This window comes from Vibrio profundi, from assembly GCF_043642225.1.
In the GTDB taxonomy this organism is placed as follows: Bacteria; Pseudomonadota; Gammaproteobacteria; order Enterobacterales; family Vibrionaceae; genus Vibrio; species Vibrio profundi_A.
Genome location: NZ_JBHZSF010000001.1, coordinates 683,782 through 700,315 on the forward strand (window position 1 = coordinate 683,782; position 16,534 = coordinate 700,315).

Annotated in this window: 17 protein-coding genes; 12 read left to right on the forward strand and 5 right to left on the reverse strand. The window is 44.5% G+C overall.

Annotated features, from left to right (window positions below; all coding sequences use genetic code 11):
- Positions 1–214 precede the first annotated feature (214 nt).
- From ACHUFI_RS03205 to ACHUFI_RS03220, 4 genes are all read left to right on the forward strand, one after another.
- Positions 215–1,087 (forward strand): LysR family transcriptional regulator, encoded by an 873-nt coding sequence (locus ACHUFI_RS03205; protein ID WP_394246848.1) that lies wholly within the window; start codon positions 215–217, stop codon positions 1,085–1,087.
- Positions 1,088–1,211: 124 nt separating this feature from the next.
- Positions 1,212–1,730 carry an RNA methyltransferase gene (locus tag ACHUFI_RS03210; RefSeq protein ID WP_394246850.1) on the forward strand — a complete coding sequence of 173 codons (519 nt, stop codon included), beginning with the start codon at positions 1,212–1,214 and terminating at the stop codon, positions 1,728–1,730.
- 285 nt (positions 1,731–2,015) lie between these two features.
- Positions 2,016–2,330, forward strand: a complete 315-nt coding sequence (locus tag ACHUFI_RS03215; protein WP_394246851.1) for a hypothetical protein — start codon at positions 2,016–2,018, stop codon at positions 2,328–2,330.
- Positions 2,331–2,462: 132 nt separating this feature from the next.
- On the forward strand, positions 2,463–3,302 hold the full coding sequence (locus tag ACHUFI_RS03220; RefSeq protein ID WP_394246852.1) for an SGNH/GDSL hydrolase family protein: 840 nt from the start codon (positions 2,463–2,465) through the stop codon (positions 3,300–3,302).
- A gap of 18 nt (positions 3,303–3,320) precedes the next feature.
- Here the strand turns inward: ACHUFI_RS03220 and ACHUFI_RS03225 are convergent, their stop codons facing one another.
- The 4 genes from ACHUFI_RS03225 to ACHUFI_RS03240 all read right to left on the reverse strand — a co-directional run bounded on the left by ACHUFI_RS03225 (position 3,321) and on the right by ACHUFI_RS03240 (position 6,504).
- Positions 3,321–4,358 (reverse strand): sensor domain-containing diguanylate cyclase, encoded by a 1,038-nt coding sequence (locus ACHUFI_RS03225; RefSeq protein WP_394246853.1) that lies wholly within the window; start codon positions 4,356–4,358, stop codon positions 3,321–3,323.
- A gap of 176 nt (positions 4,359–4,534) precedes the next feature.
- Positions 4,535–4,690, reverse strand: coding sequence for a DUF3012 domain-containing protein (locus tag ACHUFI_RS03230; RefSeq protein ID WP_394246855.1), 156 nt, complete (start codon positions 4,688–4,690; stop codon positions 4,535–4,537).
- Between the two features lie 129 nt (positions 4,691–4,819).
- Positions 4,820–5,176, reverse strand: coding sequence for a ribosome hibernation-promoting factor, HPF/YfiA family (gene hpf / locus ACHUFI_RS03235; protein WP_394246856.1), 357 nt, complete (start codon positions 5,174–5,176; stop codon positions 4,820–4,822).
- A gap of 446 nt (positions 5,177–5,622) precedes the next feature.
- Positions 5,623–6,504: a LysR family transcriptional regulator gene (locus ACHUFI_RS03240; protein ID WP_394246858.1), complete on the reverse strand. Its 882-nt coding sequence runs from the start codon at positions 6,502–6,504 to the stop codon at positions 5,623–5,625.
- A 157-nt stretch (positions 6,505–6,661) separates the two neighbouring features.
- Here ACHUFI_RS03240 and ACHUFI_RS03245 point away from each other — a divergent pair, with 157 nt between their 5' ends.
- The 7 genes from ACHUFI_RS03245 to cspE all read left to right on the forward strand — a co-directional run bounded on the left by ACHUFI_RS03245 (position 6,662) and on the right by cspE (position 14,759).
- Positions 6,662–7,060: a RidA family protein gene (locus ACHUFI_RS03245; RefSeq protein ID WP_394246860.1), complete on the forward strand. Its 399-nt coding sequence runs from the start codon at positions 6,662–6,664 to the stop codon at positions 7,058–7,060.
- 93 nt (positions 7,061–7,153) lie between these two features.
- Positions 7,154–8,614: an aldehyde dehydrogenase family protein gene (locus ACHUFI_RS03250; protein WP_394246862.1), complete on the forward strand. Its 1,461-nt coding sequence runs from the start codon at positions 7,154–7,156 to the stop codon at positions 8,612–8,614.
- A 70-nt stretch (positions 8,615–8,684) separates the two neighbouring features.
- Positions 8,685–9,683, forward strand: coding sequence for a membrane dipeptidase (locus tag ACHUFI_RS03255; RefSeq protein WP_394246863.1), 999 nt, complete (start codon positions 8,685–8,687; stop codon positions 9,681–9,683).
- Between the two features lie 146 nt (positions 9,684–9,829).
- Positions 9,830–11,455, forward strand: coding sequence for a BCCT family transporter (locus ACHUFI_RS03260; protein ID WP_394246865.1), 1,626 nt, complete (start codon positions 9,830–9,832; stop codon positions 11,453–11,455).
- A gap of 200 nt (positions 11,456–11,655) precedes the next feature.
- Complete coding sequence (locus tag ACHUFI_RS03265) at positions 11,656–13,401, forward strand: hypothetical protein (RefSeq protein WP_394246867.1); 1,746 nt, start codon at positions 11,656–11,658, stop codon at positions 13,399–13,401.
- Positions 13,401–14,144, forward strand: coding sequence for a DUF3726 domain-containing protein (locus ACHUFI_RS03270; RefSeq protein ID WP_394246969.1), 744 nt, complete (start codon positions 13,401–13,403; stop codon positions 14,142–14,144). The genes ACHUFI_RS03265 and ACHUFI_RS03270 overlap by 1 nt, the downstream gene beginning before the upstream one ends.
- 402 nt (positions 14,145–14,546) lie before the next feature.
- Positions 14,547–14,759 carry a transcription antiterminator/RNA stability regulator CspE gene (gene cspE / locus ACHUFI_RS03275; protein ID WP_394246868.1) on the forward strand — a complete coding sequence of 71 codons (213 nt, stop codon included), beginning with the start codon at positions 14,547–14,549 and terminating at the stop codon, positions 14,757–14,759.
- Positions 14,760–14,991: 232 nt separating this feature from the next.
- On the opposite strand, the gene ACHUFI_RS03280 is transcribed toward cspE, so the two are convergent.
- Positions 14,992–15,504 carry a hypothetical protein gene (locus tag ACHUFI_RS03280; protein WP_394246870.1) on the reverse strand — a complete coding sequence of 171 codons (513 nt, stop codon included), beginning with the start codon at positions 15,502–15,504 and terminating at the stop codon, positions 14,992–14,994.
- 354 nt (positions 15,505–15,858) lie between these two features.
- On the opposite strand from ACHUFI_RS03280, the gene ompW reads away from it, so the two are divergent.
- Positions 15,859–16,506 carry an outer membrane protein OmpW gene (gene ompW / locus ACHUFI_RS03285; protein ID WP_394246872.1) on the forward strand — a complete coding sequence of 216 codons (648 nt, stop codon included), beginning with the start codon at positions 15,859–15,861 and terminating at the stop codon, positions 16,504–16,506.
- The last annotated feature ends 28 nt before the right edge of the window (positions 16,507–16,534 follow it).

The following is a 16,534-nucleotide window of genomic DNA, read 5'->3' on the forward strand; positions in this document are numbered from 1 at the left end:
GAATTTAAGTGTTCAAGTTAAGTCGATAATTTTGCTGATGGTTTCGCAATCTCTGACAGATGCTGAGTAGAACTTGCCCAACTATTAATGGGTAGGTTAGGTGTCGGTTTGTCTAATCCACCTGCGATCCTACATCAACATGTGACATACCGTATTATCTAAAATACACTAACCTCTGAAATTAAAGTATTTATTAAGAGCGAGAAACGATTCAATGGCTAATTGGGAAGGGGTGAGCGAATTTGTCGCCGTTGCGGAGTTGGAAAGTTTTACTGGCGCGGCTAAAAAGTTAGCGACATCAGTGGCTCAAATTAGTCGTCGTGTTTCCCATTTAGAAGAACGTTTAGCGGTGAAATTGCTAAACCGTACCACGCGTAAAGTTTCGCTGACCGAAGCGGGTCATGTCTATTACCAGCAATGTAAGCAATTGGTGGAAGGACTAGAGTTAGCGGAGCTTGCGGTCACCCAAATGCAATCTACGCCTAAAGGCCTACTTAAAGTGACGGCTCCCGTGACCTATGGGGAACGTGAACTGGCGCCTCTGTTACACCAGTTTATTCAGCTGCACCCACAGGTGGAGCTCGACTTAATGCTGACCAATCAAAAACTGGATTTGATCGATCAAGGTGTCGATGTCGCTATTCGGCTAGGGCGTTTAGAAGATTCCAGCTTAATTGCAAAACGTTTATCCCAGCGCCAACTCTTCGTGTGTGCGAGCCCTGAATATTTAGAACGATATGGTGAGCCGCATACATTATCGGAATTAGCGAATCACCAGTGTTTGGTGGGGAGCTTTGCCCATTGGCGTTTCAAGGAAAATAAACAGCCTCGGGCAGTGCGTGTGAGTGGTCGTATTAAATGCAACAGTGGTTTGGCTCTGCTAGATGCTGCGAAACAAAGCGTAGGGTTAGTTCAATTGCCCGATTACTACGTGAATGAAGCGTTGGAATCTGGTGAATTAATCGAAGTGCTGACGGATTATCGTGATGATAAAGAAGGCATTTGGGCACTGTACCCTCAGAACCGAAACCTATCACCAAAAGTAAGATTGCTTGTCGATTTCCTTTCTGATCAGCTATCCAACTAGCTTTGCTACTTTCTTCGACATAAAGCGGTATTCAGCGCAACTTTAGCTTTGAGAGCCTCTTTGCTAGAATGCCGCCCTAGCAAGTACCCTATGTACTGAAGTTGATGTTGAAGTGAGAATTACGATGAAAACGAGCCATGTCACGATTGGTCTAACGAACCCCAAAAGCCCAACCAATGTCGGTGCAGTAATGCGCGCTGCAGGCTGTTACCAAGTTGACGAGGTGAAATACACCGGGCAACGTTATGCTAAAGCCGCTAAGTTTCATACGGATACTAAGAGTGCGACACGCACTATTCCACTTTCTTCGGTAGATTCTTTTTTAGATGACTTAGAGCCAGACACTCAAATCGTGTGTGTCGAATTGGCAGAAGGTGCAACGCCACTTCCGCGCTTCCAGCATCCTGAAAAAGCTATCTATATCTTTGGGCCTGAAGACGGTTCAATCAGCCAAGATGTTGCAGACAGAGCTGACCATGTCGTATACGTTCCAACCGTTGGCTGCATGAATCTAGCCGCGACAGTGAATGTACTGCTCTACGATCGCTTGGCAAAATCAGACACACTCGATGATAGTGAAGAATTGATTCGTAGCAGCCGCGATAATCGTAACCACTTAAAAGTGAAACCGGTAGAAGCGTAAATCTTAAAGTGTTCGCTTTGAGAAAGGGTTGTTAAAAAAGCAGAGCCATATGGCTCTGCTTTTTTGTTTTCATGTTAGAAAATTGAAATCGATGGGTTTTCGTTGCGTTCAGTCAGAACAAAAAAAGGGCATAAGCTAGCACTAAAAAGTTATTCAATTTTTTCGAACATCAATAACAATTTACTATGGTTTTTTGCGATTGGAATCACGCATATGATTTATCTCAAGCGCTTAGACGCAATTTACAAAAACGTATTATCAGCCAATATTCAAGAGAGAATCATTATGAAAACATTAATCAAAGCAATCGTATTTACCGCTCTAACTTCTACTTTAGCTTACGCAATGCCAGCAAGTGACTACACCATTCGAGTCAATGCTGACCGTAACCGCGCAGATGTTACGGTATTGAAATCTGGTGAACCTGTTAGTGATGTTGCCGTGAAAGTGATTGGCAATGGTACCAAGCACTATGTGACTGGTTCGAAAGGCTCATTCATGGCGGCGAACTTATTCGATAACGGTCGCTCATTTACGTTCGAAATTGTTGATGAAAATGGTACTGTTGTTCGAGAGCAGCGTTACTTGTCTTCATTCTAATTGAAAGCATACCGAGACAGTCAATGGCCTGAAGACCTTTCAGGCCTTGTTATCTGTCATTTTGCTTCTACTGTATTTTCCCTGTTTATCTTTTAGTATGTAGATTCATCTTTTGAATTGAGATTCATACTTATGGATAAGGCTTCCCTTCTTAATGCACTCCACTCCGATACAACTCTTGATTTGTATTCACTTTATCAGCAAGTCGGTGCGGACATTTCTCTGTATTCCTTATTGGATGCTTTAACTGCGATTAAAAATGAGCATGGCTTAGAAACTCGGTTAAGCGCATTTAAAACCCAAATTGAACGTTTATTAGAATCTCCGGAGCTTGCAGGTGACGACCCTATGTCTAAACGTCGTTTGGTTGAGCGACTTGAGCTTGAGCAGAGAGGACATAGTATGAGTCGTTATATCTTAGCGACCGATGGACACCGACACTTTACCCCTCAAGCCGACTTAGTCATGTTTGGGGATTCGATCACTGAGTGGGGGCCGTGGCTCGATGCTCTTCGTCGGTATTCACTTGTGAATCGAGGTATAGCTGGAGATACGACAGCGGGAATGCTGCGCCGAATCGACACGACCTTGAATGTGAGCCCTAAGCTTGTGTGCGTTATGGCTGGCATTAACGATTTAGCCCAAGGTTACTCGGCAGAGGAAGTGTACGTTCAATATAAAGAGATGCTCGATACTTGGCGCAAGCATGATATTGATGTCATCGTTCAATCAACCCTTTACGGCGGTGAAAGGCTAGCTGGACTTAATGTGATGGTGGCTGAACTCAATCAGCGATTAAAATCTTATTGCCAAACGCATGCGTTACGGTTCTTGGATATCAATGCCGTATTGGCTCCAGAGCAATTACTATTGAATGAATTCAGCTGTGATGATTTGCATCTAACGTCGTGCGCGTATGTAAATTGGTTAAAGGTATTGGAGCCAGAACTCGAAGGTTCTGGCCTTATTTAGCTAGGAGTCGAGCGCAGATTAGATCCCTTGAACCCAGCATGTGACTTGGTTGCGGCCGGACTTTTTCGCGTTATATAAGGCGTTGTCCGCCCGAGCAATGACATCTCGAAAATTGATGTCGTTGGGTTTAGGGCTAGAAATCCCGATACTGACGGTACATTTGAGCTTCTTTTTGTTGAACAGTACCGTCATTTCCTCAATCGATTGGCGGTATTTTTCTGCGAGATGCAATGAATCCTCTTCTGAGATATCCCCTAGTAATAGCACGAACTCTTCACCACCGATTCGAGCAAACACGTCATCTTTGCGTTTAATACTTTGAATTTTACGCGCCATAGCCATCAGGACTTCATCGCCACCTAAATGCCCGTACTTGTCATTGAGGGATTTGAAATTATCAATATCGATGATTAATAACGCGTGGTTTTTGTCGAACGCTCTAGGTTTGTTGTTGATGAGTTTTGTGGCTTCTATGAAAGCTCTGCGGTTCAGTATGCCGGTTAGGGTATCGATGTTTGCCAAGGTCTCCATTTTTACGACTTGTTTTTGCACTCGTATTTGTGAAGCGATCCAGCTAACCAAGCTACTCAGTACTCGGGCGTCTTGTTCACAAAAATGGTTCTTGTTGTGATGAGCTATGTTAATTGTGCCATAACACTTCCCTTCACTGATTAGTGGAGCGTCCATGCAAGACATCATTCCACCTTCTGCAAGCCATTGGCAATCTAGGTAGGTTTCGGCACTGGTGTCGTTGCAGATCGCCAGTTTTTCTTGAGCGAAGACAGAACCGACCATGGTGCTTTCAATTGGAATTGGGCGATCGACAGGAATGGCTTTATTGCCCGTAATTGCAAATAGAGAAAGATAATTAGCATCTTGCTGCATAGTTACACTTACGCGATCGGAGTGAAAGATCTGATTGATCCAATAAGAGGTACTGTGTAGAAGTTCGCCGAGCGTTTTAGCTTGAGACAGTTCATCAAAAAACTCGAGTGGAAAATAAGCTTGCTTAGGTTCCAAATCAGACGGGTCTTTGTCGAGTGAACTAAAGTGCATTGTGAGTCCTCTCTGATTATCTTAGGTTTCTTCGCCCCATTATTACTTTAGAGCTTAGGTAATAGAGTAGAACTTTTCAATTCTCATAAATAAGAACAAGCAGCTTACTGACATAGATGTAAAAAGAGCAGGTTGATTACCCGCTCTTTTTTCTTCGTATCGAGATAACTCTGAGTCTAGAAGATACAGTGCTTGCCAAAATCACCGGCTTCGTTGGCTGTCCAGTCGCCTTTTGGTTTTTCTTTCATGTCTTCACACCAGGTTTCACTACCGACTTCAGTGCAAGCCATCAAAGTCATTGCTAGCGCTATGATTAATGAAATCTTCTTCATACTACTCTCTCATTTTCCGTTGAAATTAATCTAACCATGCATTTGTGTATCGTAACGCCAATGTTTAAGAATGCCAAACATGAAAAAAGCCAGCATTTCTGCTGGCTTCTCGAATTCTTCAATGTAAGTTTAAACGAGTTTCATCTCTTGGATGATGTCAGAAGCGATTTCAGGCTTCGTGCTGGTTGGCTTCTCGTGTAGATCAGACTTTAGCTGGCCTTTTCGGTTTCTCAAACCTGACTCGAGCTTCTTCAGTGCTGATGAAATAGCAGGGTACATAATGTCGTTTGTTGCTTTAGCTGAAACACGTACGCCTTCGTAATTAGTGAATACTTCTACTTCGTGTTGGCCGTGTTCTTTTGTAATGATGATGTCGCAACTGATCAGTTGTGGAAAGTGACCTGATACCTTCTCAAATTTTTGTTCTATTTCTTTACGTGAGTCGTCGTTAATTGATACGTGATGTGTTTGAACGTTTACTTTCATAAATCATACCTTTCCAATGACTGTGTCATTTAAACGTAGCAAACTCAGTGTATTTTGACCAAGTGTGGATTTACACATGTGTGATTAAGTTCAGTGTTATCAAATAATCTCGCGGTTACCCCTTGAATCCCAGCAAAGTCATCAGCATATTATGTTTCGTGATTTCGGCTAATGGCTAAAATCTACTCTTTCCTCTGCGTTAGCCCCTCTTGTGTTTTATTACTCCCCTTATCGATAGACTTTTTAGCTTAGTCAGTTTTCCCACCTTTGTGTGCTATCTAACGGTATTTTCTGATTAAAGCCGATAAATGCTTCCGCTATGTAAATAGCGACATGACGTTTTCGGATTGCTTTCAACCCATTGCGTGATGTTTGTATGAATCTATAGCCTGACTGCTACAAAACGACGTGGAGTTTATCAACGCGCCCGTTTAAATGTTTATGAATTAATCCGTGTAGTTGAGGTATTGAATGCAGAGATCATGAAAAGCTTGGGCTTGAGGGGAAATGGTTCTGTCTGCCAATCGGAAAATCCCAATTTGGCGTTGTAATGGTGGATCAATCAATGGAATCCAGACTAGCCGAGTTTCGTTAGTTGGGAACGCGAGCTTAGGCAGTGTTGTGACCCCAATACCTAACTCTAAAACCGAAAATAGAGATGTAATATTTTCGACAGAGTACAAAGCTTGCTCACTGAGCGTTCGTGCGGGAGTAGGGTCGAGCAGTGTGCAAGTCCCATTACGAATGAAAGGTTGTTTTAACAAAGTTTGCCACTCAATACCCTCTGGCTGGTTCGCTATAGGGTTGTCTTTTAAGCATACCACTCCTATTGGGTCGGCTATCAAGGGGGTGAAATCAATGGTCTGCTCTTCTAGATTAGAGCTATTTCCAAGTGCTAAATCGACTTCGCCAGAAAGTAACCGCGCCTCGACACCTGCTGCATTATCATCAATCAAACTCACTTCTACATTGGGGAACCGCTCACAAAAGGCACCCAATACGCTAGGGATCAATTTTGCTGCGACGGAAGGAACGCTCGCGATTCGAACGCGGCCTTGCTGGCCAGCCGCAGCTGCACGTAAATCGTTATCTAAAGCTTTGTAAACATTTAAGAATTGAATGATTTTTGGCAGGCAAATTTCGCCAAAAGGAGTGAGGTTTGATTTGTTTCCTGTTTCAAACAACGGCTGACCTAGGATTTTTTCGAGCTCTTTTATTGAGGTTGAAAGGGCCGCTTGAGAGCGATTTGCTCGATTGGATGCCGCGCGAAATCCTCCTTCTTCGACGACCAAAACAAAATGTTTTAATTGTTGCAGCTTGATACTCATTTGCTCAATCCCTTCTCAGCCCTTTATTTACCTTACTTTTAGCAAGGTGATAAGTTTTTTTTATCAAATGTAAAAAATTTACCGTTAGATTTATCAAGTGTCAATTGGCAGTATTTAACCATCTTGAAACATATTTGTTACAAAGTTGGATTTAGTCGTGAACGAATTGACCAAAAAACACCCTGTTAAAACTTCTCTTTTTGCATCGAAAGCGCCACTGGAATGGGCGATCGTCAGTAACGGTACACTCTATACCGCTCAAATCCCAATTGATGATACTGGTGCGGTCGTTGAAGGGGGAATTGAGGCGCAAACACGCCAAACCTTCAATAACCTTGTTCACACCTTGGAATGTGCGGGTGAGTCGCTCGACTCTGTTCTGCAAGTGCTGATTTATGTGACGGATCGAGAGTACCTGAAAACCGTTAACAGTGTGTATGCAGAGTATTTTGAGGCCCCTTACCCAAATCGAGCAGCGATGGTGGTTGCAGGGTTGGCGCGTGAAGAAATGCTGGTGGAGTTTGTGGTGTACGCGTCAGCTTCACAACCGGAATAATGGGCTCTAATCCAAATTAACAACCTCTCTAACCCGATTAATTAAGTTGGTTGCCAGGCTCAAACGCAACCTTAACGTGACAAGGACAGAACGATGACTCAAGCAAACATGATTCAACCAGAAAACGCGCTTTATATCGCTGGAGAATGGCAAGCGGGCGTGAGCACTGTTGAAAATATTAACCCTTCAGATATCAGCGAAAGTCTTGGTCACTTTGCTCAGGCTAGCGAATCTCAAGTTCAACAAGCAATCTCGGCAGCTAAGTATGCTCAGCCTGAGTGGGAAAAAACGCCTATTGAGCGTAAGCAAGCGGTACTGCAAGCAATAGGTGATGAACTGATTGCCCGTTGCGACGAGCTAGGCACCTTACTTTCTCGTGAAGAAGGTAAGCCTTTTGTTGAAGGGCGCGGTGAAATTTACCGTGCTGGACAGTTTTTCCAGTATTTTGCAGCAGAAGTACTGCGTCAAATTGGTGATAACGCAGCTTCCGTCCGTCCAGGGGTCTCCGTTGAAGTGACCCGTGAAGCCGTGGGCGTTATCGCCATTATTTCCCCTTGGAATTTTCCGACAGCAACAGCCGCTTGGAAGATTGCCCCTGCGTTAGCCTTTGGCAACAGTGTGATTTGGAAGCCAGCGAACCTGACGCCAGCAAGTGCCGTGGCACTGACAGAAATCATCCATCGCCAAGGTATTCCTGCCGGTACGTTTAACTTAGTACTTGGCAGTGGTTCAAAGGTTGGGGATGCGCTGATTCATTCAAAAGATGTGAATGGCGTGAGCTTTACCGGTTCGGTAGAAACTGGTCGTAAAGTTGCAGCAGCAACCGCGCCGAATTTTGTGCGTTGCCAGTTAGAAATGGGCAGTAAGAATGCGTTGGTGATTGCTGATGATGCCGATATTCAAACTGCGGTAGACGCAACCATTGCCGGATCTTTCTCGGGTGCGGGCCAGAAATGTACTGCCTCTTCTCGTCTTGTGGTGATGGACAGTATCCACGACCAATACGTTGAAGCTTTGATCAAGAGAATGAGCGAATTGAAAGTTGGCCACGCATTAGAAGAAGGCGTGTTCATGGGGCCTGTTGTCGATGGCAATCAGCTTGACGCGAATTTCAGCTGGATTGAAAAAGCACGTCAAAGCGGTGGTGAACTAGCCTTTGGCGGAGAGCGTTTGAACCTAGTGCATGATGGCTACTACATGTCACCGACGCTGTTCTTAAATACTCAAAATGATTGGGAAGTGAACCAAGAAGAAGTGTTCGCTCCAATGGCAAGTGTGATTCGCGTTGCCAACCTAGAAGAAGCGATCGCGACGACCAATGACACTCGCTTTGGCTTAACTGGCGGGATCATTACTCAGAGCTTGCGTACTAGCGCCTTATTTAAAGAGCAAGCGCAAACTGGGTGTGTGATGGTCAACTTGCCAACCGCAGGGACAGATTATCACGTGCCATTTGGTGGCCGCAAAGAGTCTAGCTTTGGCCCGCGTGAGCAGGGGCAATACGCCAAAGAATTCTACACCGTGGTGAAGACCGCTTACCAACGTCCTTATTAATCGTGTTCTGGTGGCGGGTTTAACGCCACCATCACTCACCCAATTTAAGACAGTTTATTAAGGAGTGGTTATGTACCAACAACGGATTGTTATCGATGGATTGCAGTACTGCAATTGGGACAGAGAGTATTTTCAAACCTTAAAAGCAAGTGGGATCACCGCAGTACACGCGACCATGGTTTATCACGAAACGGCTCGCGAAACGCTGTCTCGCTTCGCTGAGTGGAATTTAAGATTTGAGCAAAATGCTGATTTGATCATACCGATTCACTCAATGGCTGACGTCGAAGTGGCAAAAGCCACCGGCAAAGTCGGCATTTTCCTTGGTGCACAAAACTGTTCTCCAATAGATGATGAGATTGGCTTGATTGAGGTGATGCGTAAGCAAGGCCTGCTGATCATGCAACTGACGTACAACAACCAAAGTTTACTCGCAACAGGGTGTTACGAGCAGCACGACTCTGGCATCACCCGATTTGGCAAACAAGCGATTGAAGAAATGAACCGCGTCGGAATGATCATCGATATGTCTCACAGCGCTGAGCGTTCGACGCTTGAGGCGATTGACCTTTCATCACGCCCTATTTGTATCAGTCACGCTAACCCGACATTTGCACACGATGCGCTACGTAATAAATCGAACGATGTGATTAAAGCGCTGACCGCTCGTGGTGGTCTCATCGGGTTCAGCTTATACCCGTTCCATTTACCCAATGGCAGCCAATGTTCACTGGAAGATTTTTGCCAAATGGTCGCAACCACTGCGGACATGGTTGGTGTTGAACATTTAGGGATCGGCAGTGATTTATGCCTGAATCAGCCGCAAGCCGTGTTGGAATGGATGCGCAACGGGCGCTGGTCAAAAGCGATGGATTACGGCGAAGGATCTGCAAACAACTCTGGCTGGCCTGATGCGCTGCCTTGGTTCTGCGGAAGTGCAGGTATGGAAAATATTTACAACGGATTAATGCGTCACGGTTTCAGTGAATCCGAGGCGGGACAAGTAATGGGTGAAAACTGGTTTAACTTCCTTAAAGAAGGCTTAGAGCCGATTCACAGGCCTAGCTAAAGACAAGGTAATTAGCCTATTTCGTAACGCGTAACCCAAACATGGAACAGCCTGCTCAATACAAACAACAATAGGGCAGGTGTTAAATACACCTCTTGTAGTCATCATTGAAATGACAGCTGCAATGAAACCTCTGGAGTCAGAGTATGTCTGATTTAACCAATAGCGTGAAACCTTCAAACTTAGACGCGGCAAGCATGAATGCTTCGTTAACGGCAGGAATGAAGAGCCAGTCAACCTCAACAACAAAAGGGACCGAATCCACTTCCGATAAACTCGGACTGAGCAACCCAGCCTTATGGTATAGCGGCGGTTTTATTGCGCTGTTTGTCTCTCTTGCTCTCTATGATGCAGAGCTTCTCTCTAGCCTAGTAAACACAGGGTTTGCTTGGTCGGTTAAAGTTTTTGGGCCTTATTGGCAGCTACTTCTTCTTCTGACTTTTCTTATTGGTCTTGGATTGGCAGCGGGGCGAACAGGCAAAGTGATTCTTGGTGGGCGTGCTAAACCGGAAATGGATGCCTTTCGTTGGATGGCGATCATCTTTTGTACGCTACTTGCCGGGGGCGGGGTCTTTTGGGCGGCGGCTGAGCCAATCGCGCATTTTGTTAGCCCGCCACCTTTGTATGGCGCACAAGAAAATGCTCAGCAAGGTGCGGTCAACGCCTTATCTCAATCTTTCATGCACTGGGGGTTTTTAGCGTGGGCGATTGTCGGTAGTTTAACTTCAATCGTTGTCATGCACCTTCATTATGACAAAGGTTTACCACTAAAACCGCGCATTTTGCTTTACCCAGTGTTGGGCGAACGAGCTCTAAAAGGTCACACCGGTGCGTTGATTGACGCATGTTGTATTGTGGCGGTCGCTGCAGGAACGATTGGGCCAATTGGTTTCCTAGGCCTACAAGTGAGCTACGCATTAAACGCCTTGTTTGAGATCCCTGATGGGTTCACGACGCAGCTGATTATTATCTTATTCGCGATTGTACTTTACACCTTATCAGCGCTCAGTGGTCTTAATCGCGGTATGCAGATGTTAAGTCGCTACAACGTGATTTTGGCAATGGCTTTGATGGTTTACATCCTGCTGTTTGGCCCAACTAACTTCATTTTTAATGGCTACATCCAAGGCGTTGGTAGCATGCTCGACAACTTTATCCCAATGGCTACGTATCGTGGTGATGAAGGCTGGCTGAGCTGGTGGACGGTATTCTTCTGGGGATGGTTCTTAGGTTACGGACCAATGATGGCAATTTTCATCGCGCGTATTTCTCGTGGTCGCAGCATCCGCCAATTGGTTTCCACAATTAGCATTGTCGCGCCGTTAGTGACGTGCTTTTGGTTCACCATTGTCGGTGGTTCGGGCTTGGCGTTTGAAATTGCAGAACCGGGCAGTGTGAGTAAAGCATTTGAAGGCTTCAACCTACCTGGTGCACTGCTCGCTGTAACTCAGCAATTACCGCTACCGATGCTGATTTCAATTCTCTTTCTCATATTAACCACGATTTTTATCGTCACCACGGGCGACTCAATGACTTATACGATCAGCGTGGTAATCAGTGGTGAAACTGAGCCTAACGCGATTATTAGAACATTTTGGGGTGTGATGATGGGGGTAACCGCTTTGATTCTGATTTCCCTGGGTTCAGGTGGTATTTCCGCGCTGCAATCTTTCATCGTTATTACCGCGGTTCCTGTGTCTTTAATTCTTTTACCGTCTCTTTGGAATGCGCCACAAATCGCAATCAAGATGGCGAAAGAGCAAGGCTATTAGAAAAGCAATAACCGTACTAATGAGCATACATTAGACGGCGTGAAAGTAGAGTCAATCAAAAGGAAGGGGCGGGTATGCTCGCCCAAATAGAACATCAAAGGCTAACCAGCGTGTGACCGCTAGAGCTCTGAAAAATAATGGAGCAGCGCTATGCGAACTGGTTATTACTACTCTTATAACGACAAATGGTGGTGAGCAAAATGGATGCACATCGTTCTACCTACACTGAAACAACACTGCGCAATGCAGACACCGTGATGACTCCCGACAGGCTAGGGGCAATGCACCAAACTCGAATCAGCTTCGTAAGAACATTGATCCGTAAAATGGCGCAGCAAAACTGGCAAGTAACTAAGCATGATTGGCAGCTTTGCCCGCAAGGTTACGGCCATGTGATTTACAAATTAGCGACACCAAGCCACGTGTATCATTTGGTTGTGTTTTGCGATCAAATTGCTGATGACGAACGAAACGATCGTGTGATTGCCGAAAAGTGGGATGTGACTTTTGCACTCGTCCTAGGGGGGGTGGATGTTGCGTTACTAGAACAACTTCGCGCTAATGTGCCACTTCAAGAAGCAGGGCGAAATCCCAATAATGTTTTAGTGCTAGCTCGTGCTAACAAGAGTGTTCGTGTGTTTGAACACATTGTTGCTCATCTAGCGAAAGGAGAGCAGCCGTCACCTCAAGAGTTGGCGGAAGTGGGGTATATACTGCGTACCACGGCAGTGTACGGGAACGGAAAGTTTGGCATTGCTGACTTTAAAGTGCTGGAAAACAACCCAGATTTTAATCAGTCGTTCAGTGCGCAAATGTGCGCGGTTTATATGTTGCGTGAGTTCAGCTTAGATTGGGTTCATTATCTTGCAGAGCAGCAAGGTCAGGAACAAGCGACGACGCTACATCGTGGTTTACAGCGTTATTTAGGCGTCGGGAACGCAACAGGGCTTGGCATGGCACCCTATTTGATCAACCACCCAAGTATTGTTGATCAATGGATGACAACCCGAGAGACTGCATTGGCTGCGGTGCTGGCATGTGAAGCTGATGCTAGCAAAGTCGAATGGTTAAGTGCTTTGGTTGAAAAAGGCATTCATCACTTACAACAAGTGATTACGATTAACGAATTACAAAAAGAATTGAACGCGATTGCGGTTCACGATCTCACCCAGTTGCTCAGTAAGCTCGACGCCTTGGTAAAAGTACAGGCAGACGATTTAGGTTTTGCGACTTGGCAAAGCGTCGTTGATAAGTCACAACAGATGAGTTTGGAAGCCCAAGAAATCCTAACTTCTTGTTTGATGGAGCTGTACCCAGATCTAGTGGATTCCTACCAAGAACAAATGAATTGTGACGAGACGTTATCGTTACCAAGTGGCAAAAAAGTGCAAGATCTCCTAGTGACCCTCGAAGAAAACTACCGCTGGGCAATTAACACCGATTTCAATAAACCTGAAAACAATTATTGGTTTTGGTATCGCTCACAAGACAAAGAAGAGCCAAGACTCGGTGTTCGTGGAGAAGAGCCGGGAGAGGAGCGTGAGTTACCCCTTGATATCGGTCGTCAGGCATTTCGCTTGTATCACGCGCTGCTTGAGGAAAAACCAGAAACCTCACTGGCGGAGTTTTTGGTTCAACGCCCACAGTTTCGTGCGATTGCTCGCCGTGTCTGGACGTTAGGGCATAAGGCGATGGGTGATATCCAAATGAATGTCTTGCATCAATCGTCTTTGCCAATGCACTTACTTCGCTGCAAATTGGCAGTGTTTGGGGCTACCAAATTTGACCCGCGTTCGGAACGTTGGGTGCGAGTGACTTTCTTCCAAGGTTCGCCTTTGCTGGATGAAATTCATGAAGATGAATGGCTGTTCCCTCTACTGCCGAGCCAGGCTGAACTTTCGGGAATAGAGCTCCAAGACAACCACGTAAAGGGAGGTACATGCTAATGATCGTTTCTCATAATGAATTGGTTGCGGCGGTGAACAAAGCGTTTCTAGGAATGCGTCGTACGTGCGGCGAAGCGGATGTCATCGCGAATATGGTGGCAGACTTGCAAATGGCCGGGCTAGATGGAGTTCGCCACTTTAATAATGCGAGCAATTTCATGGGGTTGGAAGATGACAGCCCTGTAGACATCAACACCACATCAAATAATAGCATTGAAGTGGATTTACATGGCGGTAGTTTGGCTTGTCATTTGCCTGTGATCATAGATTTCGCCATTGAGAAGATGGTCGGTGGTAAAGTCTTGAAAATTGAACTTAATAATTGTCACAATCGTTGGTTAGCTTATAGCGAACTCGTCAAATTGGCGGCAAAAGGCATCGCCTGTACTGCTCGATGGGAGAACGGATCTGATCCAAAGCACACCTTATATGTTTTGAACCGTGGTTGTGTGGCTCCTGAGCTGTTTTTCTGCGATTCCGCACTGGAAACAACGGATAACGTACACAATATGACAATTGAGCTGTCCGTCCATGACTTCGATTTGGAGGTCTTATCTCAAGGATATAAGCGTCACATCACTTCAAGTTCATTGGCAAAAACGCAAGAGCGCGCTTGGCGCGATGGAATCGAAGTGGACGATGCGGAATGGGCAAGCTTGAAAGAAACGGCGACCGCTATTCTGGTGGAAAACAGCCAACGTTCGATACAAGGGGCGGGAGAACTGACCACTAACGCAGCGTAACCCAACCTAACTAAGAGCTTGAATCCTGCGCGTTTCAAGCTCTTAGTTTATAAATTTGGCAAGTGTTAAAAACCTATTGTGGCGAGTAATTTGAAGTACTGCCGTACCTAAGCTTTATGAAAAATAGCGAGGTAAATACTCTTTGAATTGGGTGTTGAATAAAAAGTAATTTAACGAAATCGCTTTACAATGTGTATTAATAGCGTACTATTCACCTCGCTCTGTTGTTCAGAGTTATTAAATGAAACAGAAAGTTTACGCAAAACCTCAGAATTCCTTCGTTATTGTTGTTATCCTCAGATTTTCCCTTAGCTTCATCGTCACATTAAATAATTCAAGCTCTCAGCGCTTCGCATTTAGCGAAAAATCATATGAATTTAAATACAAAATAAGGGACACATTATGTCTACTAAAACAACTGGTCTAGTAAAATGGTTTAACGAAGAGAAAGGTTTTGGTTTCCTAACTCAAGACAACGGCGGCGCTGACGTATTCGTTCACTTCCGTGCTATCGCTTCTGAAGGCTTCAAAACTCTTGCTGAAGGCCAAAAAGTATCTTTCGAAGTTGAGCAAGGCCAAAAAGGTCTTCAAGCTGCGAACGTTACAACTATCTAATTAAAACTTAGATCTTACTCAAGATTTATATTTAATTTAGAATAAAAGCGTAAATAACTTAGCTGTTATTTACGCTTTTATTTTATATAGCACTTTATAGAATATATTTATTCACATCGATTATTAAAGTAGCCCGTAATTCTTTAACTCTGTTATTTCTACTTCGTATCAATCTCGATAGAATTATACTTAACACAAGTAGACGAAGCTACCTGTGTTAAATAAGGTGCGATTATTCGGTGATATTGACCATCATGTCATCGCTCCAAATGACTTGTTCGGATCCATCCGGCGCCTCTGAGAAGATCTTCACAGCCCAGTAGTTATCCACCTCACCTAATAGCGCCCAAGTCGATGTCCACGCTTCTTCATCAACAAATGATACGTATCCATCTTGGGTAATCTCCCAAGTGAAAGGCAAGTTACTTGGTTGGCCTATATCTTTCGCGTAAGTCCCTGTTCCATCTTCATTGAACTGGTAAACACGAGTTATACCTTTATTGTTAGTACGCAGTACATCCCCAGCTAACAGCATATCTTCAGTGAAAATGTCGTAGCCACCACAATCGAATAAGGCTTGCTTGAATTGACCCCAAGTAGCGCTATTCGCGTTATCTCTGCTATCACCAGAGCGGCAAATATTGCTGACTAACTCGTCTTGTTCTGCGGTTAAGTTGGATGAGGTGGATTGGCAACCTGCAATCAGTGCAGCCGAAAGTACTGTTAAGCCTAGAATCCTTTTCATGGATAAATCCTCTTAATATTGATTTGTTTTTCGAGTGACAGTTAATAATTAGCAAAAAATTGCAGCTCTTCAATATATCTAATGTGATCTATTCGTAGTTTTTATGATTGAAAAATCTACAACTTCATCGGATTTTTGGTGAGAGGGAGGAAGCACAGAAAAATTGCATTACATAACTATCAATAAAATGAAGCAGAAAAGTGATCGACTCGGTGTAAATGTAACTCTAAAGTATTATAAATTCACAAATTGATTTCCATCAAAAAAGTAGGGTTTTTGTGTGATACCTTGCACGCAAAATAAGAAATGATGACTCATTCACCAATAAAATGAAGCCTACAAAAGGAAATTATAATGAAAAAAACAGTATGTGGTCTCGCGGTACTGGCTGCTCTTATGTCTACCAATGTTCTTGCACATAAGGAAGGCGATATTATCGTACGAGCAGGAGTTGCGACGGTCGCGCCAAATGATAGCAGCGGCGATGTATTAAACACCTCTGGTTCTAAGTTTTCTGTCGATTCTAATACTCAATTAGGCTTAACGTTCGGTTATATGCTGACCGATAATATTAGCTTCGAAGTGCTTGCCGCCACACCATTCTCACACAGTATTTCGACCAATCATGGTGATCTCGGTGAAATTGCAGACACCAAGCACCTGCCACCGACCTTTATGCTTCAATACTATTTTGGCGAAGCGAATAGCGATATCCGCCCATATGTAGGTGTGGGTATTAATTACACGGTATTCTTTGATGAAGAGCTGAATTCAACGGGTAAAAACGCAGGGCTCAGTGATTTGTCGCTTGATGACTCTTGGGGCTTAGCGGCGAACATTGGCGCTGATTATATGATCAATGAAGATTGGTTTTTAAATGCGTCAGTTTGGTACGCGAATATTGAAACGACGGCGAAGTATAAAGCAGGTGCGACCCAGTTTTCGACCGATGTGACCATTGATCCGTGGGTATTTATGATTGGCGGTGGCTATAAGTTTTAATAGAGAAGAACAAAAAAGCCCGCTATTG

Coding starts and splice junctions, on each gene's coding strand:
- ACHUFI_RS03225 (WP_394246853.1), bottom strand. CDS start 4,358: ATGCACTTTAGTTCACTCGACAAAGACCCGTCTGATTTGGAACCTAAG.
- ACHUFI_RS03280 (WP_394246870.1), bottom strand. CDS start 15,504: ATGAAAAGGATTCTAGGCTTAACAGTACTTTCGGCTGCACTGATTGCA.
- ompW (WP_394246872.1), top strand. CDS start 15,859: ATGAAAAAAACAGTATGTGGTCTCGCGGTACTGGCTGCTCTTATGTCT.
- ACHUFI_RS03240 (WP_394246858.1), bottom strand. CDS start 6,504: ATGAGTATCAAGCTGCAACAATTAAAACATTTTGTTTTGGTCGTCGAA.
- hpf (WP_394246856.1), bottom strand. CDS start 5,176: ATGAAAGTAAACGTTCAAACACATCACGTATCAATTAACGACGACTCA.
- ACHUFI_RS03230 (WP_394246855.1), bottom strand. CDS start 4,690: ATGAAGAAGATTTCATTAATCATAGCGCTAGCAATGACTTTGATGGCT.
- ACHUFI_RS03205 (WP_394246848.1), top strand. CDS start 215: ATGGCTAATTGGGAAGGGGTGAGCGAATTTGTCGCCGTTGCGGAGTTG.
- ACHUFI_RS03260 (WP_394246865.1), top strand. CDS start 9,830: ATGTCTGATTTAACCAATAGCGTGAAACCTTCAAACTTAGACGCGGCA.
- ACHUFI_RS03210 (WP_394246850.1), top strand. CDS start 1,212: ATGAAAACGAGCCATGTCACGATTGGTCTAACGAACCCCAAAAGCCCA.
- ACHUFI_RS03215 (WP_394246851.1), top strand. CDS start 2,016: ATGAAAACATTAATCAAAGCAATCGTATTTACCGCTCTAACTTCTACT.
- ACHUFI_RS03220 (WP_394246852.1), top strand. CDS start 2,463: ATGGATAAGGCTTCCCTTCTTAATGCACTCCACTCCGATACAACTCTT.
- ACHUFI_RS03255 (WP_394246863.1), top strand. CDS start 8,685: ATGTACCAACAACGGATTGTTATCGATGGATTGCAGTACTGCAATTGG.
- ACHUFI_RS03265 (WP_394246867.1), top strand. CDS start 11,656: ATGGATGCACATCGTTCTACCTACACTGAAACAACACTGCGCAATGCA.
- cspE (WP_394246868.1), top strand. CDS start 14,547: ATGTCTACTAAAACAACTGGTCTAGTAAAATGGTTTAACGAAGAGAAA.
- ACHUFI_RS03250 (WP_394246862.1), top strand. CDS start 7,154: ATGACTCAAGCAAACATGATTCAACCAGAAAACGCGCTTTATATCGCT.
- ACHUFI_RS03270 (WP_394246969.1), top strand. CDS start 13,401: ATGATCGTTTCTCATAATGAATTGGTTGCGGCGGTGAACAAAGCGTTT.